The 26,905-nt window shown below is 40.7% G+C and carries 21 protein-coding genes, 1 tRNA gene and 1 pseudogene; 15 read left to right on the top strand and 8 right to left on the bottom strand.

The genetic code is table 11. The annotated features are described in order from the left end of the window. Positions 1-4 precede the first annotated feature (4 nt). Positions 5-89 (top strand) — tRNA-Leu (locus PAT01_RS03555). Positions 90-298: 209 nt separating this feature from the next. Next, positions 299-1,924, top strand: a complete 1,626-nt coding sequence (locus PAT01_RS03550) for a methyl-accepting chemotaxis protein (RefSeq protein WP_154944761.1) — start codon at positions 299-301, stop codon at positions 1,922-1,924. A 227-nt stretch (positions 1,925-2,151) separates the two neighbouring features. Here the strand turns inward: PAT01_RS03550 and PAT01_RS03545 are convergent, their stop codons facing one another. The 3 genes from PAT01_RS03545 to PAT01_RS03535 form a co-directional block, all read right to left on the bottom strand. Next, positions 2,152-2,559: a type 2 periplasmic-binding domain-containing protein gene (locus PAT01_RS03545; protein ID WP_096042052.1), complete on the bottom strand. Its 408-nt coding sequence runs from the start codon at positions 2,557-2,559 to the stop codon at positions 2,152-2,154. A gap of 12 nt (positions 2,560-2,571) precedes the next feature. Continuing rightward, the gene (locus PAT01_RS03540) at positions 2,572-3,702 is read right to left on the bottom strand and encodes a porin (RefSeq protein WP_096739942.1); all 1,131 of its coding nucleotides are present in this window, start codon (positions 3,700-3,702) and stop codon (positions 2,572-2,574) included. A 294-nt stretch (positions 3,703-3,996) separates the two neighbouring features. After that, positions 3,997-4,587 carry a LuxR C-terminal-related transcriptional regulator gene (locus tag PAT01_RS03535; protein WP_096739941.1) on the bottom strand — a complete coding sequence of 197 codons (591 nt, stop codon included), beginning with the start codon at positions 4,585-4,587 and terminating at the stop codon, positions 3,997-3,999. Positions 4,588-5,000: 413 nt separating this feature from the next. Between PAT01_RS03535 and PAT01_RS03530 the strand changes: the two genes are divergently transcribed. Beyond that, positions 5,001-7,223 carry a TonB-dependent receptor gene (locus PAT01_RS03530; RefSeq protein WP_024031851.1) on the top strand — a complete coding sequence of 741 codons (2,223 nt, stop codon included), beginning with the start codon at positions 5,001-5,003 and terminating at the stop codon, positions 7,221-7,223. 278 nt (positions 7,224-7,501) lie between these two features. On the opposite strand, the gene PAT01_RS03525 is transcribed toward PAT01_RS03530, so the two are convergent. Further along, on the bottom strand, positions 7,502-8,266 hold the full coding sequence (locus PAT01_RS03525) for an outer membrane protein assembly factor BamD (RefSeq protein ID WP_024031852.1): 765 nt from the start codon (positions 8,264-8,266) through the stop codon (positions 7,502-7,504). 141 nt (positions 8,267-8,407) lie between these two features. Between PAT01_RS03525 and rluD the strand changes: the two genes are divergently transcribed. The 3 genes from rluD to clpB all read left to right on the top strand — a co-directional run bounded on the left by rluD (position 8,408) and on the right by clpB (position 12,790). Further along, entirely contained in the window at positions 8,408-9,385 is a 978-nt protein-coding gene (gene rluD, locus PAT01_RS03520) for a 23S rRNA pseudouridine(1911/1915/1917) synthase RluD (protein ID WP_004587336.1), read from the top strand. Further along, positions 9,385-10,116, top strand: a complete 732-nt coding sequence (pgeF, locus tag PAT01_RS03515; RefSeq protein ID WP_138577494.1) for a peptidoglycan editing factor PgeF — start codon at positions 9,385-9,387, stop codon at positions 10,114-10,116. Before rluD ends, pgeF begins: the two co-directional genes overlap by 1 nt. Before the next feature lie 97 nt (positions 10,117-10,213). Continuing rightward, positions 10,214-12,790 carry an ATP-dependent chaperone ClpB gene (clpB, locus tag PAT01_RS03510; RefSeq protein ID WP_138577492.1) on the top strand — a complete coding sequence of 859 codons (2,577 nt, stop codon included), beginning with the start codon at positions 10,214-10,216 and terminating at the stop codon, positions 12,788-12,790. A 46-nt stretch (positions 12,791-12,836) separates the two neighbouring features. Here the strand turns inward: clpB and PAT01_RS03505 are convergent, their stop codons facing one another. Beyond that, positions 12,837-14,372, bottom strand: coding sequence for a methyl-accepting chemotaxis protein (locus tag PAT01_RS03505; protein ID WP_154944759.1), 1,536 nt, complete (start codon positions 14,370-14,372; stop codon positions 12,837-12,839). A gap of 617 nt (positions 14,373-14,989) precedes the next feature. On the opposite strand from PAT01_RS03505, the gene gshA reads away from it, so the two are divergent. After that, the gene (gshA, locus tag PAT01_RS03500; RefSeq protein WP_126006354.1) at positions 14,990-16,576 is read left to right on the top strand and encodes a glutamate--cysteine ligase; all 1,587 of its coding nucleotides are present in this window, start codon (positions 14,990-14,992) and stop codon (positions 16,574-16,576) included. Positions 16,577-16,709: 133 nt separating this feature from the next. Continuing rightward, a complete protein-coding gene (locus PAT01_RS03495; RefSeq protein ID WP_024031857.1) occupies positions 16,710-17,321 on the top strand; it encodes a transglycosylase SLT domain-containing protein in 612 nt (203 codons plus the stop codon). Between the two features lie 61 nt (positions 17,322-17,382). Here the strand turns inward: PAT01_RS03495 and PAT01_RS03490 are convergent, their stop codons facing one another. Both PAT01_RS03490 and PAT01_RS03485 read right to left on the bottom strand, forming a co-directional pair. Next, the gene (locus PAT01_RS03490) at positions 17,383-18,651 is read right to left on the bottom strand and encodes an HlyC/CorC family transporter (protein WP_154944757.1); all 1,269 of its coding nucleotides are present in this window, start codon (positions 18,649-18,651) and stop codon (positions 17,383-17,385) included. Positions 18,652-18,712: 61 nt separating this feature from the next. Next, positions 18,713-19,519 carry a cytochrome C assembly family protein gene (locus tag PAT01_RS03485; RefSeq protein WP_024031858.1) on the bottom strand — a complete coding sequence of 269 codons (807 nt, stop codon included), beginning with the start codon at positions 19,517-19,519 and terminating at the stop codon, positions 18,713-18,715. 253 nt (positions 19,520-19,772) lie between these two features. Here PAT01_RS03485 and ffh point away from each other — a divergent pair, with 253 nt between their 5' ends. The 6 genes from ffh (at position 19,773) to tyrA (ending at position 24,761) form a co-directional block, all read left to right on the top strand. Next, positions 19,773-21,152 carry a signal recognition particle protein gene (gene ffh, locus PAT01_RS03480; RefSeq protein ID WP_024031859.1) on the top strand — a complete coding sequence of 460 codons (1,380 nt, stop codon included), beginning with the start codon at positions 19,773-19,775 and terminating at the stop codon, positions 21,150-21,152. A 260-nt stretch (positions 21,153-21,412) separates the two neighbouring features. Further along, the gene (gene rpsP, locus PAT01_RS03475; RefSeq protein WP_004587327.1) at positions 21,413-21,661 is read left to right on the top strand and encodes a 30S ribosomal protein S16; all 249 of its coding nucleotides are present in this window, start codon (positions 21,413-21,415) and stop codon (positions 21,659-21,661) included. 17 nt (positions 21,662-21,678) lie between these two features. Further along, positions 21,679-22,215: a ribosome maturation factor RimM gene (gene rimM, locus PAT01_RS03470; RefSeq protein ID WP_004587326.1), complete on the top strand. Its 537-nt coding sequence runs from the start codon at positions 21,679-21,681 to the stop codon at positions 22,213-22,215. After that, positions 22,215-22,982 carry a tRNA (guanosine(37)-N1)-methyltransferase TrmD gene (trmD, locus tag PAT01_RS03465; RefSeq protein WP_004587325.1) on the top strand — a complete coding sequence of 256 codons (768 nt, stop codon included), beginning with the start codon at positions 22,215-22,217 and terminating at the stop codon, positions 22,980-22,982. Before rimM ends, trmD begins: the two co-directional genes overlap by 1 nt. Before the next feature lie 33 nt (positions 22,983-23,015). Further along, positions 23,016-23,375 (top strand): 50S ribosomal protein L19, encoded by a 360-nt coding sequence (gene rplS / locus PAT01_RS03460; protein ID WP_004587324.1) that lies wholly within the window; start codon positions 23,016-23,018, stop codon positions 23,373-23,375. Positions 23,376-23,627: 252 nt separating this feature from the next. Then, positions 23,628-24,761 (top strand): bifunctional chorismate mutase/prephenate dehydrogenase, encoded by a 1,134-nt coding sequence (tyrA, locus tag PAT01_RS03455; protein WP_024031860.1) that lies wholly within the window; start codon positions 23,628-23,630, stop codon positions 24,759-24,761. A gap of 104 nt (positions 24,762-24,865) precedes the next feature. Here the strand turns inward: tyrA and PAT01_RS03450 are convergent, their stop codons facing one another. Further along, the gene (locus PAT01_RS03450) at positions 24,866-26,023 is read right to left on the bottom strand and encodes a chorismate mutase (protein ID WP_154944755.1); all 1,158 of its coding nucleotides are present in this window, start codon (positions 26,021-26,023) and stop codon (positions 24,866-24,868) included. A gap of 358 nt (positions 26,024-26,381) precedes the next feature. On the opposite strand from PAT01_RS03450, the pseudogene PAT01_RS03445 reads away from it, so the two are divergent. Then, positions 26,382-26,905, top strand: a pseudogene (locus PAT01_RS03445) (diguanylate phosphodiesterase); the annotation flags it as partial.

The raw sequence follows: 26,905 nt of genomic DNA, 5'->3' as shown, positions 1-26,905 counted from the left end.
AAATGCGGATGTGGTGGAATTGGTAGACACGCTACCTTGAGGGGGTAGTGCTTTCGGGCGTGGGGGTTCAAGTCCCCCCATCCGCACCAAATTATAAAACCAGTAGCAGCAATGCTACTGGTTTTTTTATGGGAAATTCTCCATTTGCTCACTTATTAATCGTTCAATCCTTTTTGCGTTTATTAGTTGTTTAAAACTCGCTATATTTGTAAAAAAAACTAGAAATATTACAAATTTAGTTAACACTTATAGGTAATAAGCCGATAATAGATATAGACAACAAAATAAGGTATACACAATGGCTTCAGGCTTCTCTTTTCAAAACCTCAGCATAAGTAAAAAAATACATGCGATTACCAGCATTGCGGTTGTAGCATTTTTAGCAATCGTTTTGATTAATTACTTTGCAATGAATGACAATAGAATCGCACTTGATGAAATGGAAAAGTCTTCATATCAGGTTGTTAAGTTAACATCAGCAAATGTAAGTCTTTTAGAAAAGCTCGATGAGTTTTATACGCAAGCAGTTACATTTGGTGAGCAGGAGTTAGTAGAGAAAGCAGCAGACACATACAATGCACTAAGCAACAACATAAATGCGGTTGAGCAAATAAACGCTTCGTATATTCATAGTGACACGAAAGTTCAGTTAGCAAATTACGAAAAAATATCAGCCAGTATTGCCAATGGCATGGTAAATGGAACAGCTGACTTCAGTAAAATTCAGCAACAAGCACAAAGAAAAACAGCACTGTATAATGATGTGCTTGAAAAGTTTAAAACCGCTCAAGCAAAAGCGGACGATCGCTTTTTTGAGTTAGTTGCAAGTACTAAAGAGCGTTCTGATCACGCACTAACACTTATGTTGGTGGTATCTATTGTTTCGTTAATTTTACTGCTATTTATGGCTATTTGGATTGCTAAACGTATTGCTGCCTCTGCAAGTGATGCCGCTAATAACCTGAGTCTACTCGCAAACGGTAAAGGGTCGCTGAGCACTAATCTGAGCGTAAATTCAGAGGATGAAATTGGTCAAGTATCAATTAACTTCAACTCCTTCATCGCTTTGCTGAAAAAAACAGTACTTGAAGTAATCGCGGTATGTGAGCCACTAATGGAGAACTCAACTCGCTTAGTGCAAGGTATGGAGCAGGCTGAACGCGCAACCACAAAGCAAACAACAGAGGCTGAGGTGGTTAAACAGTCTATGGAAGAGATGAAGCAAAGCGTGGGTGATATTTCTCAATCGGCGGCAAGTGCATCAAATGCAGCGCAAACAGCAGAAAAAGAGGTAGAACAAAGCAGAACTCAAGTTCAAATGTCAGTCACCGCCTCGCGTACGTTAAGTGATGAAATAAATCAAGCCGCCTCAACTATCAATAAGTTAGCTGATGATACAAAAAATGTGTCTCAAATTCTTAATGTGATTACATCTATTGCTGAGCAAACTAATTTATTAGCACTAAATGCTGCTATCGAAGCGGCCCGTGCAGGTGAGCACGGTAGAGGCTTTGCCGTGGTTGCGGATGAAGTAAGAGAGCTTGCATCACGTACAGCACATTCAACGAATGAAATTCGTGAGTTACTTAGCACCTTGACTGAGGCTGCAAATGAGTCTGTGACGGCGATGACATCAGCGCGAGATATGGCCACAGATAACGCAACAGCAGCAGAGAAAACTGGCGTTTCGATAGAAAAAATTGCAGAGCAAATGCTAGAAATAAATGGCATGAACTCACAAATCGCCGCTGCAACAGAAGAGCAAACATCGGTTGCTGCGATGGTTGTAGAAAATGTGACGAATATGCATGAATCGTTTGAAGACACCATGGACTCACTCGCGGCGGTGAGGGATGTAGCGAAAAACCTACACTACCTTTCAGATAACCTTTTAGATGCCACCGCGAAGTTTAAAATTGAGTAATATTAACTTGCAATAATACTTAAGCATTTTAGAGGCTAAGCCAAGTGCTAGCTGCATTCAAAAAAACGTTATTTAGAGCAACTAAATAATAATTTTTTGCTTAGCTTACTACACACTTTGTCTGCCTCTCAATTGCTTATTTATTTAAGGGTATTAGTATAAAGCCGTAATATTTAGATATAAAAAAACCACCTAATCGGTGGTTTTTTTATATCTAGCTACCGCGCTTAAAACGTAGCAACTACCTTAACTTTATCTGTTGCCTTACTGCTGTCTATGTAACCAATTGAGTCGCCATTACTAGCAACAAAATCAATAACAGCCTGGTCAGAATCAAATTTCTCTGGTGGTGTACCTTTACCGGTAAAAACAAGTTTTGACCAATAGGCATTTAATTGGCTACTTGATTTACCAACTACTTTAGAATTGAATTCATCAGCAACAGCGGTACCATTTTGAGTGGCTGGGTTCACTTTATTACCGTTAGCAAATGACTTTGCTTTTCCTAGGTAAATCTTTTTAATAGTATCGCCATCAAGTGCACTTGCATTGCCAGGGTTTACTATTACCGCAACTTCAGCATAGGCGCTAAACGCACATACCGACAGTACACTGGCTAGGATTAATTTTTTCATATTTCGCTCCAATTAGAATACTAAGTCAACGCCGACAGCTACTACATCAGTGTCAATATCAGTTACGTCATCATCAAAACGACTAAAATCAATTTTAAATGCAGCCGATGGGTGGAAGTCGTATCGTGCACCAATGGTGTATACATTGCTTTGCGCGCGCATACTTTCTAATGCGTAATTTACAGTAGTATTTAATAATGGAATTGACTCAAGCGTATTGAAACGTGATGAATCGTGTTTATCATCATTATTCTCATAAGTTACATGAACAGTTACATCATCGAATCGGTAACCTCCAGATACATAGTATTGTGACTGTTCAGCTAAAATACTGCCTTCTACTTCAAATTGAGTGTACTCAGCATCAAATAAGAAGTTGTCATAATCAACTGAGAAACCAATTCCGAAAAACGTGGTCTCGTCCTCATCAGTTACAAGATCATTGGCAGTATCGGTCAATCCACTCGTGTTTAGAACGTCGATAAGTTGAATTAGGTCGCTGTCATCAGAAGAGATTGAAGTATCAGCAACAATGTATGCGGCTCTCGCACTAAACCAGTCGTAAGAAACACTCCAGTTAACACCACCTAAGTTATTTAACTCAGCAGGTAAGCTATCTCCAAATACATCAATATCACCGTCGAAAGCGCCGTAAAAGCCTTGTAATGTAGAATCCCAGTCACCTAATTGGCTGTTGTATACTACGCTAAGTCCTTCATAAGTAGAAAAAGGAATACCGTATACAGATCTCGGTGGGCGAACCCAGCGATAAGCATAGCCAACGTCTAAAAAGTCAGAGTACTTGTAAAAAGGGACACGCATTTTACCAGCGCTTAATTGCAGTTCATCGCTGTATTCATAGGTAACATAGGCCCATTCGAATGTTGCGTCAAAGTCATCCTCTCCACGCGCAATAATTTGCGCTGTAGCTGTTAGCTTTTCTTGAAGGTCAGCAGAGAGTTGTAAGGCGAACTTACTCTCATTTTTAAATGAGATATCGTCATCATATCCGTATAAAGTTTGATCACTGTCTAGACTTTTGCCACCTACTATAGATGCAAAGCCATTTATGCGAACTTCAGCACTCGTGTAACTAGATGCAAGTGCGGCACATATTGCTACTGCTACAGATAGCTTTTTCATATGTATTTCCTATTTGTTATTTAGATGTTGATTTCATGGGGATTATAGAAGTGATTTTAGTTTTTATCTAATAATTTTAGGAAGTTAGTTAAAAAAACCTTACCGACCGTGTTTTTCTTTTGGTTACAAATGTTAAATCATAGAAACAATTATCTAAAGCAGTATGATTTCATTAGATATTTTTTTATTTAGGTACTAAATGATGATTAAAGAGTGGAATACTATTTTATTAATATAAGCTTATTGCGCATATAAAAGCCTAAAAGCATTTGTCGTTATGCTACATCTTTAAGCTTAATTATTTACTTTATTAAGATTGGCTTGACACCACAACAAGGCCTGCTGCTTGTTTTTAACAGAAATTTTTTGATAAATTTTGTGCAAATGCACACGAACTGTTGCTTCGCTAATAAATAAGTTGTCTGCAATGGCGCTGGAGTGTAGCCCTGAGAATAACAAGTTTAACACTTTTATTTCTTTGCTAGTTAAGTTGCTTGATTGTACCGCTGACTGCTTCTCAGTGGCTAGCATTTGCTTCATCCAACAATCAGAAATATCTCGTGGAAACCAGAGCTTCCCCTTTTCAATTGCCTCAAGGCCTTTTTGAAAATATTTTTCATCGGTATTTTCGTAAAATAACCCTTTTAGATTAGGCCACTCTTTTAAAGAAAGTGCATTGCAATTTTTAGGGACATCAAAAATAACTAACCCTTGTTGCTTATTCTGCGCCATAAATTGCGTAATTAAATCATGGGTAGTAATTATGTTAAGTGCTTGGTAGTTAACCAGTAAAATATTGTATTTCGCAGCTACGCAAAATAGCGAGGTGTAATCAGGGTTATTAAAACATTTAAGACTTTTATTACTAGTATTGTCTGATTCCATAACGATTCAATCCATAAGGTTGATAATTATACTATATTGTTATTTATTGACGATTTCAATGAAGTTTAAAGCCGTTATTTGAAGCAACTATTACTATAAAGAAAATTAGTTCATCTATATCTATTACACTGTTTTGCTATGTATTTGAATAGGTTGCTTAAAAGTGAGGCCTTATAGCCTGCCTTAATTATTTATAATGTAAGTAATATTATCCAACAATAATCAAAAATTATAATTAATTTGCACCTGTATGTTTATTAAATGAAAATTTTTATACATTTCTTCACAAATATGTAATATAATGCCCCTCCAGAGGAAAGATGCTATTAGGCGTCTTTTTTTATGCCCAAAACTTATTGCCCAAGCCAATAAGTTCGCATAACTAAATTATACGGTATCCTTTGGAGAATATTTTGAAACTACGCAAACTCTCACAGTTAAGCCTCGCAATTGTCGCTGCATTAACTACCTCAGTAAATGCTGAAGAAGCTAAAACAACAGCAAAACAAGACGCGTTTGAAAAAATCGAAGTTACAGCTCGTAAACGTACAGAGAGCTTGTTTGAATCTCCAACCGCTATCACATCAATTGGTGCTAACCTAATTGATAAAGCCAATATGAGTAACCTAGAAGATATTGGTAAATACGTTCCAAACTTAAATATCACTCGCTACGGTGTAGGTAATGCGGCGCATGCCTCTGTGTTTATTCGTGGTATTGGTCTACAAGATCACATAATTACAACCGATCCGGGTGTAGGTGTTTATTTAGATGGTGTTTACTTAGGCCGTCAAATGGGGTCAAACTTATCGTTACCAAATGTAGAGCGTGTTGAAGTTCTACGTGGACCACAAGGTACATTATATGGTCGTAATACCTTAGGTGGCGCAGTAAATGTAATTACTAAGCAACCAGGTGATGAAGGGATTGTTTCAACTACAGCTAAAATTGGTAGCCGCGGACGTATTGCTGGCGATGTATACTTTAATAACTCGCTAACAGATGAAGTAAGTATGTCTGCAAGTGCATCATACAAAACGCGCGATGGTGTGGGTGAAGCTGTCAATTTAGCTAACCCAGAAAAAGAAATTGGTGAAGAAGAAGAGTTTAGCGGTCGCGTAGCCCTTAAATGGCAAGCCAATAGCGATTTAGCGTTTACTTTTTCACTTGACGGTGTTGATAACGAGTCGGGTCAATCGCCTTACACTATTGAGCTAACTGAGCCGCTTGATGCAAATGATGTATTTAATGGTGACTTTCCTTTATTAACACAGGATATGATCCCATCTGACCCAGATGATTTAGGCACTACCGTTGCTGGTATTGAATCTACGTCTTACTCAGGGTGGGGTACGTCATTTACTGCTGATTGGGCAATTGATGATACGTACACGGCTAAATTTATTTCAAGTTACCGTACTTCTGAATACGAAGGTGGACTTGATGATGATGCCTCACCACTTAATTTATCTGAGTTCCCAGAAGAGGGTGGTGCAGACCAATACTCGTTTGAAATTCAACTAAATGCGACTTACGACAATATGGACTTTGTATCAGGCCTTTACTTCTTTAATGAAGATGGCTTTACACGTTCAGGTCCATTTGTATTTAGCCCATTCAATACACCTAATGGCTTATTAAACGATGGTGTTACACCTTCATTTGGTGGCTATGGCGATTTTGAAATTAACCAAGAAACAAATTCATACGCTGTATATTTTAATACAAGTTACGATTTAACAGATGATTTAAGTATTGGTGGTGGCCTTCGATACTCAAAAGATGAGAAAGATGCCGATGCGATTTTCCCAACATTTGCTGAACGTAAATACGTAAGTGCAGAGTTTGACGCTGTAACATGGGATGTAAACGCATCATATCAAATCAGCAATAACATGAATGTATATGGTCAAATTCAAAAAGGTTACCAAACAGGCGGTTTCCCTCCACGTCCATTTGGTGGCCCCGATCAGTTTGTATCGTTTGATGAAACTAAAGCAATTAACTACGAAATGGGCTTAAAAGGTCAGGTACATGAAAATGTATCTATGATGTTAGCTGTATTTGTAACAGATTACACTGACCTTGCTTTACCATTTTCTGACCCTACTGCAGGCGGTGGTTTTGTAACGATTGTTGAAAATGCAGGTGAGTCTAAAGCGCAAGGTATTGAGCTTGAAACTACCGTTGCCATTACAGACGATTTCACAATTCGCAGCTCTGTAGGTTACTTAGATTCTGAAATTACAGAAGTAGATGCAGGCGTACAAGGTATTGGTAAAGGTGATTCACCGGCATTAACACCACGCTGGACTGTAATGATTGCTCCTTCTTACTTTATGGATTTAGATAGCGGTGCAACCGTTGCATTTAACGCTAACTACTCTTACAGAAGCGAAATGCAAGGCCAGTCGGTTTACAATGAAAGCGAGACTATTGATTCGCGTGAGTTAGTTGGTTTTAATATTTCTTACACTAACCCTTATGGCGATATGGAAGTAACCTTATACGGTGAAAACGTATTAAACGAGGTTTACGATGTAGGTCGTTTACAGCAGTCAGGTTTTGTTGGTGTAATGCGCAGTAATGACCGTAGCGAGTTTGGTTTAAAATTCAAAAAAGACTTTGAGCTTTAATAACCCGCAATGAGTTAATTAAAAGGTAAGCTTAGGCTTACCTTTTTTTTCACCTGTAAAAAGCAAAACTTAGATCAACAGCGAATCTTTTTGTAACAAGCGCCATACAATCGTGTAGTGCAATTGCTATTGATATATTTAGTGTGGTGCGAAGGCTAATCGCTAAGTATTAAAAAGCGCCACAGGCATCAACTAGTCTTATTTTTAGGCAATAAAAAAGCCCTCATAGAGGGCTTTTAAACAATCAACATAGGTTTAAATAAAAACCTCTGCCATTCTTATTTGTTAGATTCATTGTATTCACGCGTTAGTCTTGCGTGCTCACTTAAATCTGTCAGGCCAAGCTTTTCGTAGCTTTTTTCCATCATCTCAAGTGCAGGCTCTAAATAGCTGCTTTGCGAGTAATGCTCAACAACGTACTTACCACGATTAGCGGCCGCTAGGTAAGCTTCACGTTCGTAGTAGTAATTAGCCACTTTTAGCTCGTAACGCGCCATGCGGTTTAAAAGCCACACTAAACGACGTTTAGCCTCTGGTGCGTAATCACTCTTTGGAAAGCGTTTTACAAGCGTTGATAAATCGGTAAATGCAACACGTGTACGGTTTGCATCGCGGTCAGCTCTGTCTATGCCAAAATACTCTTGGAAGGCATTTTTATCTGCTTTAATGTTAACCAAGCCACGCATGTAGTACATGTAATCTAAATCTTTGTGGTTCGGGTTTAAACGAATAAAGCGGTCGATAGTCGCTAATGCTTGCTCTGTATTACCTGATTGGTAATGGGCATACACTAAATCCATTTGTACTTGCTTTGAGAAAGGGCCAAATGGGTAGCGTGAATCAATAGCGGTTAACAGCTCAATTGCTCGGGCGTATAAACCAGAGTCGAGCGTTTGTTTTGCATCTTCATACAAAGCGTGTGCAGATTTGTTAGGAACGCGTTGGATATCTTCTTGGTCAGGCGCAGAAGAACAGGCCCCTAAAGTAAGTACAGAAGCTGAAAAAACAATGGCGAATGCACGTTTCCCTATTTTATTTATCATTTTATTTGTTACCTTCGATGTCTTCGGCTAGGCCACGGCGGTAAAACCGAGTAAACTATGCGTATTATATTATGCTTTTATTAAAAGCGATTCTAACCCAGTCAGGCACAGCTTGCACTGGTAAATTGGGTAAAGTTACTAATGTCAGAACAAATTTCACTTCAAGCCGAGGTTCCTACCGAGTTAGGTGGTAAACGTCTAGACCAAGTATTAGCGCAATTGTTCCCTGATTATTCACGTTCACGTATAAAAACATGGATATTGGATGATAAAATCACCGTTGACGGTGAAATCTATAACACACCTCGAGAAAAACTACTCGGTGGTGAAGTTGTAAATGTTGAAACCAGCATTGAAGCACCACGCGAATACGAAGCACAAGATATCAAATTAAACATTGTTTATGAAGATGATGATATTTTGGTTATCAACAAACCTATGGGCCTAGTCGTTCACCCAGGTGCAGGTAACCCAGATGGCACAGTGCTAAATGCATTGCTGCATCATTTTCCGGATATTATTAACGTACCGCGTGCAGGTATTGTGCACCGTCTAGATAAAGACACCACAGGCTTAATGGTGGTGGCTAAAACTATTCAGGCGCAAACACACTTAGTTAAAGCACTGCAAAAGCGCGAAAACTTCACACGTGAATACGAAGCTTTATGTAATGGTACTATGACCGCAGGTGGCATGGTTGAAAAGCCGATTGGCCGTCATCCAACGCAGCGTACACACATGGCAGTTCACGAAATGGGTAAGCCTGCCATTACACATTACCGTGTTGCTGAAAAATTCCGTGCTCATACACGTTTACGCCTTCGCCTAGAAACCGGCCGTACACACCAAATTCGTGTTCATATGGCGTATATAAACCACCCGTTAATTGGTGATAGAGCCTACGGCGGCCGTCCGCGCCCACCTAAAGGTGCTACGCCAGAGCTGTTTGAAATGTTACGTACATTTAATCGCCAAGCCTTACACGCAGTAAAATTGAGTATTGCGCACCCTATTACGGGCGAAATGATGACCTGGCAAGCGCCTATTCCTGATGACATGGTGGCAATGACTCAGGTGCTTAGAGAAGATACGAAAGCTAACCCTAACATAGAGTATTAATGGCTTTTTTGTCAGCCCCTTGGCCTAATTTAACCTCGGTAGGTACGCTTAGTACCACCCGAGAGGGCGGCGTGTCAAAGCGGCCTTTTAATAGCTTAAATTTAGGCCTACATGTTGATGATGATCCAGAGCACGTGCTAAAAAACCGTGCTTTGGTTGAGCAATCCCTGCCAAACCCGCCACTGTGGCTTAATCAAGTGCATAGCGCCAATGTGCTCTGTGTTGATGCAGATTTTAATTTTCAAACATTACACAGTGCTGATGCGTTGTATACCAAAGTTAAAAATCAGCCTCTTGCTATTATGAGTGCAGATTGCCTGCCTATTCTGTTTGCAAGTCATGATGGCCATGAAGTTGCAGCAGTGCATGGTGGTTGGCGCGGCCTTGAAAAAGGGATCATAAAAAATACGCTTGCCTGTTTTAGCGCGCCTAGTAAGCAAATATATGCGTGGCTTGGGCCTGCTATTGGTGCTGAGCAATTTGAAGTGGGCGCCGAGGTTGCTACGCGATTTATTGCAAAATCCCCGTTGTTTAAAGAGGCGTTTAAATTACAAAGCAATAATAAATACTTGTGCGATATTTACCTAATCGCTCGCATTGAGCTTGAGCAATTAGGCGTTATTAATATTAGCGGAGGCGATTATTGTACTGTTTCTCAGCCATCATTGTTTTTCTCTTATCGGCGAGAAGGTAAAACAGGACGTATGGCAAGTTTGATCTGGCGCAAATAAAACACTATTTCCCCACAATATTCTTCTTAACACCTTGAACAATTCTATTAACATACCCATTTATTAAGCAATTAGTTTATTAAATAGGTAAACCCTCATGCGTTTAGATAGATTCACAAGTAAATTTCAATCTGCGCTTTCAGATGCTCAGTCGCTAGCATTAGGGCGCGATCATCAATTTATTGAACCCGTACATTTAATGTATGCGCTTTTACAGCAAAATGGCTCTAGCGTGCGCGCCTTGCTTGCACAAGCAGGCGTGAGTGCAGATGAGCTCAACACCAAGCTTTCTCAAGAAATAGAAAAGCTGTTTAAAGTCGAAGGAGTAGGGGGCGACGTACAGCTTTCTAATAATATGGCTTCGCTTATTAACTTATGTGATAAGTACGCGCAAAAGCGTAAAGATAAGTATATTTCGAGCGAATTATTTGTATTAGCTGCCTGTGACGACAAAGGCCCTTTAGGTGATATTTTTAGAGCGCTTAATATCACTGCAACTAAAATAGAAAGTGCCATAAAAGCAATTCGCGGTGGCCAAAAGGTCGATGACCCTAACGCCGAAGAAACCCGACAAGCACTTGAAAAATACACCATTGATTTAACCGAGCGCGCAGAGCAAGGTAAGCTCGACCCCGTTATTGGGCGAGATGACGAAATCCGTCGCACGATTCAAGTTTTGCAGCGCCGTACTAAAAATAACCCCGTGCTTATTGGTGAGCCAGGGGTAGGTAAAACGGCCATTGCAGAGGGGTTAGCGCAGCGCATTATAAATGGCGAAGTGCCAGAGGGCCTAAAAAGCAAGCGTGTTTTATCGCTAGATTTAGGCGCGCTGGTGGCGGGTGCTAAATACCGTGGTGAATTTGAAGAGCGTTTAAAATCGGTGCTCAACGAGCTGGCTAAAGAAGAAGGCCAAGTGATTTTATTTATTGATGAAATTCACACCATGGTGGGCGCAGGTAAAACCGATGGCGCTATGGATGCTGGCAATATGTTAAAGCCAGCGCTTGCTAGAGGGGAGCTACACTGTGTGGGCGCCACTACGCTTGATGAATACCGCCAATACATAGAAAAAGATGCCGCACTTGAGCGTCGTTTTCAAAAAGTATTGGTTGAAGAGCCCTCAGTTGAAGACACCATTGCTATTTTACGCGGCTTAAAAGAGCGCTACGAGTTGCATCACTCTGTGGATATTACCGACCCGGCAATTGTCGCCGCTGCGCATTTATCGCACCGTTATATTAGTGACCGACAATTACCAGATAAAGCCATTGATTTAATTGACGAGGCTGGCTCGTCAATTCGTTTGCAAATAGATTCTAAGCCTGAGTCTTTAGATAAGCTTGAGCGCCGTATTATTCAATTAAAACTTGAAGATAACGCTTTAGCTAAAGAAAAAGACGATGCAAGCCAAAAGCGGCGCAGCGAAATGCAGCAGCTCATCACCGACTTAGAAGCGCAATACCGAGAGCTTGATGAAGTATGGAATGCAGAAAAAGCCTCGTTACAAGGCACGCAAGTAATTAAAGCTGAGCTTGAACAAGCGCGCCTTGATTTAGAGGTTGCCCGCCGAGCGAGCGATTTACAGCGTATGTCGGAGCTGCAATACGGAAGAATTCCAGAGCTTGAGCGAAAACTTGATTTAGCCTCGCAAGCTGAAATGCAAGAAATGAGCTTACTAAAAAACCAAGTAGGCGAAGACGAAATTGCAGAAATACTTTCTCGTTGGACTGGGATCCCAGTATCGCGAATGCTGCAAGGTGAGCGAGAAAAACTGTTAAAAATGGAAGAGCAACTTCACAGTAAAGTGATAGGGCAGGACGAAGCAGTTGTTGCGGTCGCGAATGCGATACGACGCTCTCGTGCGGGGCTTGCCGATCCTAATCGACCAATAGGGTCATTTTTATTTTTAGGACCAACTGGGGTGGGTAAAACAGAGCTTACTAAAGCGCTTGCAGGTTTTATGTTTGATACAGAAGATGCCATGGTGCGTATCGACATGTCAGAGTTTATGGAAAAACACGCGGTAGCACGTTTAGTGGGCGCGCCTCCCGGTTATGTTGGTTACGAAGAAGGCGGTTATTTAACCGAAGCCGTTCGCCGTAAGCCTTATTCTGTAATTTTGCTTGATGAAATAGAAAAAGCGCACCCCGATGTATTTAATATTTTATTGCAAGTACTCGATGATGGCCGCCTTACTGATGGGCAAGGGCGTACGGTTGATTTTAAAAATACGGTTATTATTATGACCTCAAATTTAGGCTCAGATATTATTCAAGAGCAAGCGGGTACAAACGACTACGCAACGCTTAAGAGCAAAGTTATGAATGTGCTCGTTAACGAATTTAGGCCAGAATTTATAAACCGTATTGATGAAACCGTCGTATTTCATCCACTTGCCAATGAGCATATTAAAGAAATTGCCGATATTCAGCTTGTTAAATTGCGTGAGCGTTTAACAGAAATGGGCTACTTATTAGAGATCAGTGATGCGGCGCTTGAAAAAATTGCCTCTAGCGGGTTCGACCCTGTTTACGGTGCTCGGCCATTAAAACGAGCTATTCAGCAAACAATTGAAAACCCACTGGCTCAGCAGCTATTAGGGGGAGAGTATAACCCTGGCGATATTGTCGTGATAGATGCAAACCAGCAAGGCCTGATTTTTTCAAAACGCTAATACAGACGCACAATAAGCCGCCAAGCAGGCGGCTTATTGTCTTGCTTTATACTTTAAATGTATAAAGTAGGTTGTTTACTTTTTGAGAGCCGGCAACTAATTCTGCGGCATCTTTAGCAACGTCAAAACTTAAAGCTAAGTTTTCGTTTATATTATCTACATTATTAGCAATATCATGACTCACCATCTGCTGCTCCTCTGCAGCCGTCGATATGCTGTTTGTTAGCAATGCTATTTCACTAATTTGATTGAATATACTATCGAGCTCTTGGTGTGTTTGCTCGGTTGTTTGTACGCAGCCCTCAGCTTGTAGTTTTGTACTTTGCATTACCTTTGACCAATTAACCAATGTATCTTGTATATCTTTAATCGAGCTGTGAATTTGCCCCGTAGCACTTTGTGTACGAGAAGAAAGAGCACGTACTTCATCAGCAACTACGGCAAAACCACGGCCATGCTCGGCTGCTCTTGCGGCTTCTATTGCTGCATTAAGCGCTAGTAAATTGGTTTGCTCAGCAATACCTTCTATCTCATTCATTACTTGGCCTATTTTATCTGCTTCCTGCGCGAGGTTATTAGCCGTATTGGCTGCATGATCTACGTGAGTTGCCAGCTCAGATACCATTTTTTTGTTATCAGCAATATGTTGTTTTATATCCGCGCAGCTGTGCTGAGTAGAATTAACTTTGTCGGCGGTAGTTGTTGTACTATTCGAAATCTCACCAATAGTGGCGGTCATTTGCGCCATAGCAGTGGCGATTTGTGTAAGCTGTGTGCTTTGCGCCTCAATGCCTTTTTCGGTGAGCGTCGATTTATCATCTAGGTTTTCAGCAATGTTATTAAAGGCATAGGTAGCATCTTTTACGCGCCCCAATACAGTTCTGAGCTTAGCAAGTAACATTTGCTCTTTATAGTCACTCACACTTAGCGGTGAGTTATCGCAAAAAACATAGCGCGAGATAGAGTCAGAATGCTGTTTATAGGTGTTTAATTTAGCAGGGGTTGCCACAAGCTCTTGATAATTTAAGGCCAAAATAAGCACGCAAATTAATGCGTTGATAACCGCTGCTATGGTTGAAAAGGCAAACCCACTCATTATTAGCCAGCTAAATACAATGGCTAACGTAAGCATTTGGCGCAAGTGTGTGCGTTCGTTAAAATTAAAAGCGGCTTTACCGCTATTTAATTTTTCGTATAGTTTATGGGCTGTTAAAACATGTTTTTTATCTGGTTTTGTACGTACAGATTGATAGCCAACTAACTGATCACCTTCAAAGATAGGGGTTACAAATGCATCAACCCAGTAATAGCGCCCATCTTTACATCGATTTTTTACTATGGCGCGCCATGAGTGGCCGCTTTTTAGCGTACTCCACATTTCTTTAAATGCTGCTTTGGGCATATCTGGGTGGCGCACAATATTATGATTTTTACCAACGAGTTCTTGGGCACTAAAGCCTGCTACATCGCAAAATGCCTTATTTGCATACGTAATGACTCCTCGTAAATCGGTCGTGGATACCAATTGCTGAGTATCACTAAAGTGAACCTCTTCATTTATTAAGCTTTGATTATGACGCATGTTAGTTTTAACCATCCTTTTTAATTAACTTGTCATTGTATTGGGTAAACAAAAAGAGGTGAAGTAAAGGCGCTGCGCTAAATAAAATTGTCATCAAAATTGCGACTTTTTATGATCTATATCAAATACTGCGTTTAAAATGTTAAAGCTTATGAAGTGTAATCTATTAATTCAAGGTCTTTATGTTTTGGGGCATGTTGATTTTTGGTGGCTGAATTTACAGCAGTATGTTTGGTTTTTAGGCAAGGGGTATGAGCAGGACGCGAAAGCTTTGTTCGGTTTTTACTTATTCTTACATGGAGGTAAGTCATTAGAATAACGCAGGGCAGTTATCGAGCCCATTCGGTTACAAATATCGCGCCGCAATTGAATTGCCCTTAGTTTGGACAAATTTCAATTCACAAAGGCCAACACGCCCTAGCAAAGCGATTGTATATTAGCGTGAGCAGTGGCAAGATTAGCTTGCTGGTTGATGCTTATTGTATCAAGCGCATGCTCAACAGGGTAAATAGCTAAAAATTTTGAAAAATTATATTGTTCTTAACAATTTAATCTTGAGTATGGGCAATTAGCCCCCATAACCCTAAGATTAAGCCACGTGGCCGAGGAAGCATTTTTTGACTATACATGATTTATCTAGCGCGCTAAACGCGTTATCAGCAACACCGCATCAGCACGCAATTAAAGGGATCAAACGTGGTATTGAGCGAGAGTCGTTGCGTATTAAAGGTAATGGCGCCATTTCCACTTTAGGACATCCTAAAGGCGTAGGTAGTGCATTAACAAACGGACATATTACTACCGACTTTTCAGAGTCATTACTTGAATTTATTACCCCTGTTAGTGAATCAGCGACAGAAACCTTAGCGCAATTAAAAGACCTGCAAAAGTTTACACTTGAGCACATGGGTGATGAGCTTTTATGGCCCATCAGTATGCCATGCTTTATTGAAGATCAAGATGACATCGTACTGGCTCAATTTGGTAACTCAAATACTGCGCGTATGAAAACCCTATACCGTGAAGGATTAAAAAACCGTTACGGTAGTATGATGCAAGCGATTGCGGGTGTTCATTTTAATATTTCTTTTCCAGAAACACTTTGGCAATCCTTACACACCTTAAAGCAAAGTGAGCAAAGCCTAGAAGCATTTATTTCGGATGGTTATTTAGCGCTTATTCGTAATTTCAAACGCGAGCTTTGGTTAATTAGTTACTTGTTTGGTGCCTCACCTGCATTATGTAATTCTTTTTTACAAGGTCGAAAAACTGACCTACCGTTTAAAAAACTAGGTAAAGGTACACTTTATTTAGAAGTAGGAACCGCGCTACGCTTGGGTGATTTAGGTTACACCAACAGTGCGCAATCTTCATTACGCGTAATGTATAACTCGCTTGATGAGTACGTTGCTGGGCTTAAAAAAGCAATCAACACGCCTTCTGACTTATACGGCGATATTGACGACTACACCACAGCAACACCTAAGCAGCTTAATAAAAATATTCTGCAAATCGAAAACGAATTTTATTCGCCGATCCGCCCTAAACGTAATGCTAAAAGTGGTGAAAAACCAACGGATGCATTATTAAGAGCAGGCATTGAGTATGTTGAAATTAGAGCGCTGGATGTAAACCCGTTTAGTGAAACGGGCATTGATATAGAGCAAATTCATTTTTTAGATGTGTTTTTAACGTATTGTTTGTTGAAAGACTCTCCAGAAATGCAGTGGAAAGAGCAAGCCCGCAGCACTGAGAATTTAGACACAGTGGTTAATCAGGGGCGTCAGTTAGGTGTTATGCTTAACGACAACAACCAACAGCGTACGTTACAAAGTTGGGGGAGAGAAATTTTTGACCAACTAAGTGAAGTCGCTGAGCATATGGATAAGGCGTATGGGGTGACCTATTACAGCGAAACCATCGCACAAATGGCTACTTGGGTTGATAACCCTGCGCTGACTTTTTCAGGGCGTTATGTGCGCGAGCTAGAAAGTGCGGGTATAGATAACGGTTTATTTGCTATTCAATTGGCTAATAAATATAAGCAAAGCCATGCACAAGCCAACTACAATGTGTTTTCTAAAGAATGGCTAGAGCAACAAGTTGTTCTCTCAGATAAAGCGCGAGAAGAAATAGAGCGCGCCGACACGCTAAGCTTTACTGACTTTTTAGATGAATATTTTAATGCCAAAGCATCTGCTTAAGTTTTTTTAAGCAAAAAAAACGCAGCCCAAGGTGGCTGCGTAAATATTCTTCAGGGATGAAACAATGCTATACTGCTGCATTCATATACTCAGACCCACGCTTTTTTAAAAAGTTCAGTGAGATCTTATAAAAATGAAAAAAAATGCAATTATTTTATCTTTTGCCCTCTCTTTAGCTGGGTGTGCCACTGCGCCGCCAAAGCAACCTAATGATCTTTGTAAAATTTTTGAAGAAAAGTCAGACTGGTACTTTGATGCAAAAGATGCACAAGAAAAATGGGGCTCACCTAAACATGTTCTTATGAGCATGATGTACCAAGAAAGTTCGTTTCGTCATGATGCCGCACCACCCATGGAGTATTTTTTATGGATAATTCCAACTGGGCGTGCCAGTGATGCTTACGGGTACTCACAAGCAAAAACTCCAACTTGGTCTGACTATATTCGTGAAACGGGTAACAGTGGGGCTGATAGAGATGATTTTGACGATGCAATCGACTTTATGGCATGGTTTGTTTATAAAACACATAAAGTAAATGGTATCTCTAAATGGGATGCTTACGCCCAATACTTAAATTATCACGAAGGGTGGGGCGGTTATAAACGCGGTACCTATAAAAAGAAAAAGTGGCTAATGAGTGTTGCTAATAAAGTAAAACACCGCGCAAGTCGTTATGGTGCGCAGCTTAAACGTTGTGAAGAGGAGCTTGATAAAGGCTGGTTTGAGCGACTGCTTTTTGGCTAACTACATATCTTAAAAGCAAAAAAAGGAGCCAAGGCTCCTTTTTTTAATGCATTATTTAAACTTACAACTTACGTTGATTTGGCTTAATTTTTACCTGTTTTATCATATTCTCTTTTACTTCTAACACCTCAACAGGGTAGCCGGCTATTTTAAGGCTTAAATTAGCATCTGGGATATCTTCTAGGTATTCCACAATTAAACCGCTGAGTGCTTTAGGGCCATCAAGAGGAAACTCCCAGCCCATCTCTTTGTTTAAGTCGCGCACGTTAGCGCCGCCATCAACAAGGTAAGAGCCATCGCTTTGTGTGGTCACTTCTTCACTTGGCGTACGTGTTTGCGTGGTAGTGAAATCGCCAACCACTTCTTCAAGAATATCCTCAAGGGTTACGAGACCTTGTATGTCGCCATATTCATCAACCACTATACCAATGCGCTCTTTTGATTGTTGGAACTTTAATAGCTGGGTATTTAGGGATGTCCCCTCAGGAATAAAGTAAATCTCACGTACAGCACGCAATAATGACGGTTTATCAAATTGCTCTTTGGTTAAAAGACGAAGAGCGTCACGCGAATGGATAAAACCTACCGCGTCATCAATATTGTCGCGATAAAGTAATACACGGGTGTGCTGAGCATGAGTTAATTGGCGGCTAATGAGCTTCCAATCGTCGTTAATATCAATCGCCACTATTTCGTTACGAGGGATCATAATATCTTCAACGGTCACTTGCTCTAAATCTAAAATAGAGGTCAGCATGCTTTGGTGACGAGCTGGCAGTAATGCGCCTGACTCATTCACCACTGTTTTAAGTTCTTCTTTACTCATGCTGTGCTCATCTATTTGTGCTGAGCTGATACCAAATAGACGTAAAATACCGTTGGTCATCCAGTTAACAACAACCACAAACGGGAATAGTATTTTGAGTAACCCTTTGAGAATAATAGAGCTTGGAAAGGCTACTTTTTCAGGGTACAACGCAGCAAGCGTTTTTGGGGTTACTTCTGCAAATATTAGTACCACTAGCGTTAACACACCGGTTGCAATACCAATACCTAAATCACCGTATAAACGAATACCAATGATAGTGGCTACCTGGGCGGCAGCGATATTTACAAGGTTGTTACCAATTAATATTAGGCCAATGAGTCTATCAGGACGGCTAAGTAATTTACTGACTCGTTTAGCTGCGCGATGTTCCTCTTTTGCAAGGTGGCGCAAGCGTATACGATTAATTGACATGATCCCGGTTTCTGAACCCGAGAAATAAGCAGAAAAAAGCACCAATAAACCTAAAATGATAAACAAGGTACTTGTCGATATGTCGTCCAACGATGGATCCTTTTTTTATAAACCAATGCGTATTAAGCTAGAGTGAGCTGACAGAGTCAAGTTAAAACTTATTTAACACCACTTCTTGTATAAAACGGCTGCCAAAATAAGCAAGTGTGAGGATAAATGCAGCGACCATGATGGTAATAACCACAGGTTTACCACGCCAGCCTTTTTTCATGTGCCCAAGCGCAACAGTGACAAAAATAACCCATGCGACAAGCGATAAAATGGTTTTATGGATAAATTCTTTTGCAAACATCCCATCTAAAAACACAAACCCTGTTAATAAGGCAAAGGTAAGTAACACCGTACCTAAGTTTAATAGTTGATAGAGCTGACGTTCTACCACCATTAATGGTGGCAAATGACTATGCACAATTGCTAAATCTTTACGTTTTAAGCGTTTATCAATAAAGTAAAACTGCACGCCGTATAAAGTGGCAATAATTAACACGCAATATGCTAACAGTGATAGCGATATATGTGTGATAAGGCCTATTTCAATATTAAAGCTTTGTAATAAAATATGGTGCGGTATAAACAAACTCGCAATGGTGAGTAGGGCTGCAAAGCCATAGACAACCGGTAACAGCAATGTAGCAGGGAACTTTAACGACACCGCAGTAACCGACACCACAATAACCCAGCAGGTCAGCAGTGCAACATTAACAATGCTTAAATCTTGCCCGTCGGAGCGAAACACCGAATTAACCAACAGCAGCATGTGCGCTAGTATAGCCACGGTACTTAAAATAACCGTTACCTTTTGGCTGGGGCCTTGTTGATGAAACAGGCGTGTTAACACGTGAGACGTTGCTAACACATAAAATAAACTGGCAATAATAGTTAAACTAATAATCAGCATTGTGCTTGGGCCACTTATAATTAGAGTCAAATAATTCTTGTTGTTATAAGCACATTGTATTTTATAGCAAAGCAATTGCATAGACCTAAAAAAAGAAACTCAATAAGCTGTGCTTCAATACTGTATTGTGCGCCATCATTTACGGTATACTGTTTTTAATTGAAATTTAATACTATTGCTCCCATCTAATAAGTAAAATGCAAATAAGCGTGAGCTTATTGGGTCAATATAAACGTCTTATCGGAACCGTTACATGTTTGAGAACCTCCAAGAACGATTAGGTAAAACCTTAAAAAATATTAGTGGCCGCGGCCGTTTAACAGAAGACAACATTAAAGACACGCTACGTGAAGTACGTATGGCGTTTTTAGAAGCTGACGTTGCGTTGCCTGTTGTTCGCGAGTTTGTAAAGCAAGTTAAAGAACGTGCCGTAGGTGTTGAAGTAACTAAAAGCTTAAGCCCTGGCCAAGTATTTATAAAAATAGTGCGCGAAGAGCTTGAAAAAGCGATGGGTGAAGCCAACGAAGAGCTTAGCCTAAATGCACAGCCGCCAGCTGTTGTTATGATGGCTGGTTTACAAGGTGCGGGTAAAACCACCAGTGTTGGTAAGCTTGCTAAGTTTTTAAAAGAGCGTAAGAAAAAGTCAGTGCTAGTTGTTAGTGCCGATGTATACCGTCCGGCGGCTATTAAACAGCTTGAAACACTTGCCAGCGAAGTTGACGTGGATTTTTTCCCTAGTGATATTTCGCAAAAGCCAGTAGATATCGCCACCGCTGCTATTTCTCATGCTAAAAAGAAATTTATAGACGTTGTTTTAGTTGATACCGCCGGCCGTTTGCACGTAGATAACGAAATGATGGGCGAAATTAAAGATCTTCATAAAGCAATCAACCCAATCGAAACATTATTTGTGGTTGATGCAATGACGGGTCAAGATGCGGCGAATACCGCTAAAGCATTTGATGAAGCGCTACCTCTAACCGGTGTTATTTTAACTAAAACAGATGGTGATGCACGCGGTGGTGCTGCTTTATCTATTCGCCATATTACCGGCAAGCCAATTAAATTTATGGGTGTGGGTGAACGTACGGATGCACTAGAGCCGTTCCATCCAGATCGTATCGCATCGCGCATTTTAGGCATGGGGGATGTACTTTCATTAATCGAAGAAGTCGAAATGAAAGTCGATAAGGAAAAAGCAGCTAAGGTCGCCGAAAAAGTATTTAAAGGCAACGGCTTTACCCTTGATGATTTTGCAGAGCAATTAAAGCAAATGAAAAATATGGGTGGCATGATGTCGATGCTAGATAAGCTGCCTGGTATGCAAAACTTACCCGATGCTGTAAAAGGCCAAATGGGCGACAAAACCTTCATTCAAATGGAAGCAATCATCAGCTCTATGACCAAACAAGAGCGTGCGCGCCCTGAGATTATTAAAGGCTCTCGTAAAAAGCGTATAGCCGCAGGCTCTGGTACACAGGTACAAGAGATAAATAAACTGCTAAAACAGTTTACGCAAATGCAAAAAATGATGAAAAAAATGAAAGGTAAAGGCGGCATGCAAAAAATGATGCGCGGCATGAAAGGCATGTTACCACCTGGAATGATGGGCGGCGGTGGCCCTAAATTTTAATGTAGCGCTTAAATAGGCGCTATATGGCGCTATATAATGTATAACAAAAGGGCTAATTGGCCCTTTTTTGTTGAATAAATTATGCGCGTGGTGCATGATAATCTATTAATTGTGGCTCAGATCACAGTTTAACCTACTAAAGTGGCTTTTTGCTTCACTTCTTACTTGCATTGTTGCTAAAAACTCGTACAATTCCCCAGCTCCCCATACTGGGGAGTAAATCTTATTAATGAAAACAGTCAATCTATTTAGAGGACGGTATGGTAACTATTCGTTTGCAACGTGGTGGCGCTAAAAAACGCCCTTTCTATCAAATTGTGGTTGCGGATAGCCGTTTCTCGCGTGACGGTCGCTTCATCGAGAAAATTGGTTTCTTTAACCCAATTGCTTCAGGTCAAGAAGAAAAACTTCGTTTAGATTTACCTCGTGTTGATCACTGGGTAGGTCAGGGCGCAGGTCTTTCTGATCGTGTAGCTAAGTTAGTTAAAGACGCTCGTAAAGCGGCTTAATAGGCGTAAGTGTAACCATGAGTCAAGAGAACACCTCATCAATTATTGTCGTAGGAAAGCTCGGTGCCCCATATGGTATAAAGGGCTGGCTTAAGGTACATTCATTTACTGATGATCCCCAAGGGATCTTCGATTTCAGCCCGTGGTTGATAGGGCAACAAGGTAAATGGCAGACCTTAGAAGTGGTCGACTGGCGTCGCCACAACAAAGGCTTTATCGCTAAAATTGCGCAAGTAAACGACAGAGACGAAGCAATGGCTTATACCCATGCAGAAATATCTGTTGATTCAGCGCAATTACCAGAACTCCCGCAAGGCGAGTTTTATTGGCGAGATCTCATTGGCATGTCGGTTGTAACTGATAAAGGTTACAATTTAGGCACTGTTGATGACCTGATGGAGACAGGATCGAATGATGTACTGGTTGTTAAGGCAAACAGTAAAGATGCATTTGGTCAAGCTGAGCGTTTGATTCCTTTTTTAACTGATTCAGTAATTAAAGAAGTTAAATACGAAGCGAGAGAAATTACCGTAGACTGGGATCCTGGGTTTTAATGACTCAAACTAGTTCATTATGGGTAGGGGTGATAAGCCTTTTCCCAGACATGTTTGATGCTATTACACACCAAGGTGTCACTGGTCGCGCAGTGAAAAATGGCTTAATTGACTTTAACTGCTGGAATCCACGTGACTATGCTTTAGATAAGCACAGAACCGTAGATGACCGTCCTTACGGGGGCGGCCCAGGTATGTTAATGATGGTTGAACCATTAAAACAAGCTATTCTTGACGCTAAAAAAGCGGCAGGTGATGGCGCAAAAGTAATTTATATGTCCCCGCAAGGGCGCAAATTAGATCAGCAAGGGGCTAGCGAACTCGCAAACTCTGAAAAGCTGATTTTGATTGCCGGTCGCTATGAAGGTATAGACGAGAGAATAATAGAGTCATACGTTGACGAAGAATGGTCAATTGGTGATTTTATTTTGAGTGGTGGTGAATTACCTGCCATGACATTAATTGATGCAGTAGCGCGATTAGTGCCAGGCGTGTTAGGTCATAACCAGTCAGCAGAGCAAGACTCATTTTCGGATGGCTTGCTAGATTGTCCTCACTATACACGGCCAGAAACATTGGACGACAAACAGGTGCCTGCTGTACTACTCAGTGGAAACCACCAAGAGATAGCAAAATGGCGGCTTAAGCAGTCATTAGGCAGAACTTGGCTACGACGTCCTGACTTGTTGCATAACCTAGCTCTGACTGAGGAGCAAGCGGTATTACTCGCACAATTTCAGCAAGAGTACCAAAAAGCTTGTGGCTAGAAGACAGTTACACCTAGGAAAGTGAGAAACATAATGGCAAAAGTAAACCAAAATATTATTAAAGCGCTTGAAGAAGAGCAGCTTAAAACAGACGTACCAGCATTCGGCGCTGGTGATACAGTAGTTGTACAGGTACGTGTAAAAGAAGGTAACAAAGAGCGTCTACAGGCCTTTGAAGGTGTTGTAATCGCTAAGCGTAATCGTGGTCTTCACTCAGCATTCACAGTTCGTAAAATTTCGAGCGGTGAAGGTGTTGAGCGTGTATTCCAAACGCACAGCCCTCTTATTGATAGCGTAACAGTTAAGCGTCGTGGTGCGGTTCGTCGTGCTAAGCTTTACTACCTACGTGAGCGTTCTGGTAAATCTGCACGTATTAGAGAAAAACTTAACTAATACGCGCTGTTTATCAACGCAAAGAAAACGGGTTGCAGCCTCACGGTTGCAACCCGTTTTGGTTTTTAAGCCATTAAATAACATACTACCTCTTCACAAAAGCACCCCTCTGTATTAAGTAATCTTCACTCGCGTTGTTACATTAACCTTTTAACCCATACTTGATCCTGTTAGTATTTAACGTATTGATTAGTTTACTTAAATGTAAATATATATTTACGAAATGAGTTGTTTATAGGTGGAATGAGAAACGTGGCTGAATTAAGTGATTTATCACAATTACGAGATGGCATAGATGAGTGCGATGCGCAATTAGTTGCTTTACTTGCAAAGCGAAATGCAATAACCCAAAAAATTGGTGCTATTAAGCAGCAAAATGGCGCCCCCCTGCATGCCCCTGAAAGAGAAGCTACTTTGCTAGCTGCTCGTCGTGATGAAGCGATTAAACAAGGAGTCAGCCCTGAACTTGTTGAAGACATATTAAGGCGCATGATGCGCGAAGCCTATCAAAACCAACAAGCTAAACTTGCCTGTGCAGCTCCTGATTTATCACCTATTGTAATTGTAGGTGGGCAAGGGGCAATGGGCCAGTTATTTGCTCAGCAGTTTATTCGTTCAGGTTATGAAGTTAAGATTTTAGATAAAGATCAGCAAAACGATGCTAAAGCCATTTTAGCTGGCGCAAAATTAGTGATGATCAGTGTGCCTATCAATGCACTTGAGGCCGTGGTTGCTAAGCTACCTAAACTTGATGATGACTGTTTGCTTGTTGATATTACCTCAGTTAAGCAATCACCCATTAAGGCATTAAAGGCGGCGCATTCTGGGCCCGTTGTTGGCCTGCACCCTATGTTTGGCCCTGATATTTCTCACTGGGTTAAACAAACTGTTGTTGTGTGTGAAGGCCGAGCGCATGATGCTGCAAAAGGCTTACTACAGCAGTTGCAAGTATGGGGTTGCCAACTTGTTGAGCTAGATGCTAAAAAGCATGATGAAGCCATGCAAATTATACAAGTAATGCGCCACTTAACGACCTTTGTTTATGGGCAGTTTTTAGCAAAGCAAAGCCATACGCTTGAGGAACTAAGGAGCTGTTCGTCTCCTATTTATCAGTTAGAGTTGATGATGGTAGGGCGCTTATTTGCACAATCTCCTGAGCTATACTCAGATATAATGTTGGCCCAGTTTGATAATGTTGAGAGTTTATTAGCGCAATACCAAGAGACCTTTGCACAAACTCTTGAAAAGCTAAAAGCGGGAGATAAAGGCGCACTCATCGATGCATTTGCTGATGCTAAAGCGTATTTTTCAGACTCGACCGCGCACTTTTTAACGCAAAGCCGTAGCCTGCTAAATAAAGCAAATGACGCCAAGGTATTAGATTAAAAGGGTTAAAAATGTGTAGTTACTTAAGCTATACGTTGAAAGCATTTTAAATCAGCGATTAAAAAAGGGCCTACTTAGGCCCTTTTTAGTATTTGCGTGTTAGGTTAGGTATTAACACTCACAGCTTGTAAAGACTCACTTTGATAGCAGCCTAAAACGCGCACATATTGAGTATGCTCTTTTAGCTCCTCTAAGGCATGTTGTACTTGGCTATCGGCAAGGTTTGCTTCTAAGTCCACATAAAACACTTCTTCCCACGGGTTACCCGGTACAGGACGAGACTCTAGTTTAACTAAGTTTATTTGATGTTGTTTAAACACCATTAACGCATCAGCCAATGAACCTGCTTGTTGTTTAGTGGCCATAATAAGGCTGGTTTTAGTCGGTATTTGTTTAGATACCTGCAGAGGTTTGCGCGCCACCACGATAAAGCGGCTGTGGTTTTCACTTTGATTCGCAAGGTTTGATTTAATCACTTCAAGGCCAACGTTTTTACCTGCCTGCGCTGAGCCAATAGCCGCACTATTTGGCGTATTTAAAGCTGACTGTAGAGCACTTGAGGTTGAATCACAGGTTTCATGTTGTAAATCACCGAGGCCTTGTAAAAAGCGACTACATTGAGCAAATGGCTGAGGATGGGCATAAATTTTAGTTAATTGGCTTAATTCAGTATCTGGGGTGGCAAGTAAGCAGTGCTCTACACTGTGTGTAACTTCACCTACAATTGATACTTGAGCATGTTGTAATAAATCAAATACTTCGTTAATACTGCCCGAGCTGGTGTTTTCTATAGGCAGCAAACCAAAATCTGCTTGGCCATTTTCTACTTTGCCCGTAATTTCATCAAACGAGGTACAGCCAATTTCGACTAACTTGCCAGGGCGGCGGCTAAAGTATTTATGACATGCTAGCTGACTGTACGAGCCTTGCCCGCCTAAGTAAGTAACGCGATGTGTTTCGCTTAATGCATCGGGGTTTAAGTTTTTTTGCAGCATGGCCTGTTGATGCAGCACAGAGTCTTCCAAAATGGTTTGAAAAACGTTATTTACATAATACGCATCTAGACCAAGCGACTTGCCATAACCAATCAGCTTTTCGAGTAAGGCTAGTTCGCGCGCTTCATCACGAATCGGTTTGTTCTTCGCAATTTTATACTCAACAACACCGTGGCTAATACGGCGGCGCTTAGCTAATAACACCAATAGATCGGAGTCTATTTCGTTAATGTCGTGTCTGAGCGCGTTTAAAACATCGTTGGTCATTTTGGTTTCCTCATTCCAAAAATAAGTTGCTTAGTGCAACTAAAACAAAAAAGCCTCCCAAGTGGGAGGCTTTGCTATTCGATTGATTTTATCTCACAAACAGTTCAGCCTCTTTTATATAAAGAAGCTAAAAAAAGAAAAAAAAGTGCAAGATAAGATAATTTTCATGCTGTTAATGTATGAGGTGTTACTAGCAAAGTCAACAAGCAAGCCAGTTTAAATAGACATAATGAATAATTATCAGCTCCTAGCTAACATTTAGATAAAATTTACAAATAGTTTATAAATATGAATAGGGATCTGGTATATTTCAGGTATTAGCTAAAAATAACAACAACTAAAATAGTAAGGTTGGCCTGTGGTGTATAGACGCCCTCCATCGCGTTTTGGACTAAATTCTTTAAGTGTAAAGCTGTCGTTGCTTATATCTGCAATTTGTTTAATTGCCGGTGTGTGCGCTGCCGCGCTGATGCTTAAATCTGAAGAGAAACAATTAGTTTTCGAAGAGCATGAAGTACTTAAAAGCTCCACCGAATTACTTATCAGGCAATTTGACGCACTAATCAAAACAAAATCAGCCGTTGCCAAACAGGCTAATAATGTTGTGTCAGAGCAGCTATTTAGTGATAGTTCAGCAATCAATTTATCTAACAAAACCCAGTTACAATTTAATAGCGACGGCACTATACGCAGTGCATCGAGCGACGGCCTTTCAGCCGCATTTCTTCCTCAGCAGCATTATTCTCCTTTTTATAAGCGTTTATTTAATAACTCAGAGTCGTTATGGAAAGTCATTTCACCAACCTTAATTCACGACTTTTTTAATTTTTATATGATCACCAAAGACGATTTCATCCGTGTCTCGCCTCCCAATTGGGCGTT

The sequence above is a fragment of the Pseudoalteromonas atlantica genome (assembly GCA_007988745.1).
GTDB lineage: Bacteria > Pseudomonadota > Gammaproteobacteria > Enterobacterales > Alteromonadaceae > Pseudoalteromonas > Pseudoalteromonas atlantica.
This window is presented reverse-complemented; position numbering and strand designations above follow the sequence as displayed.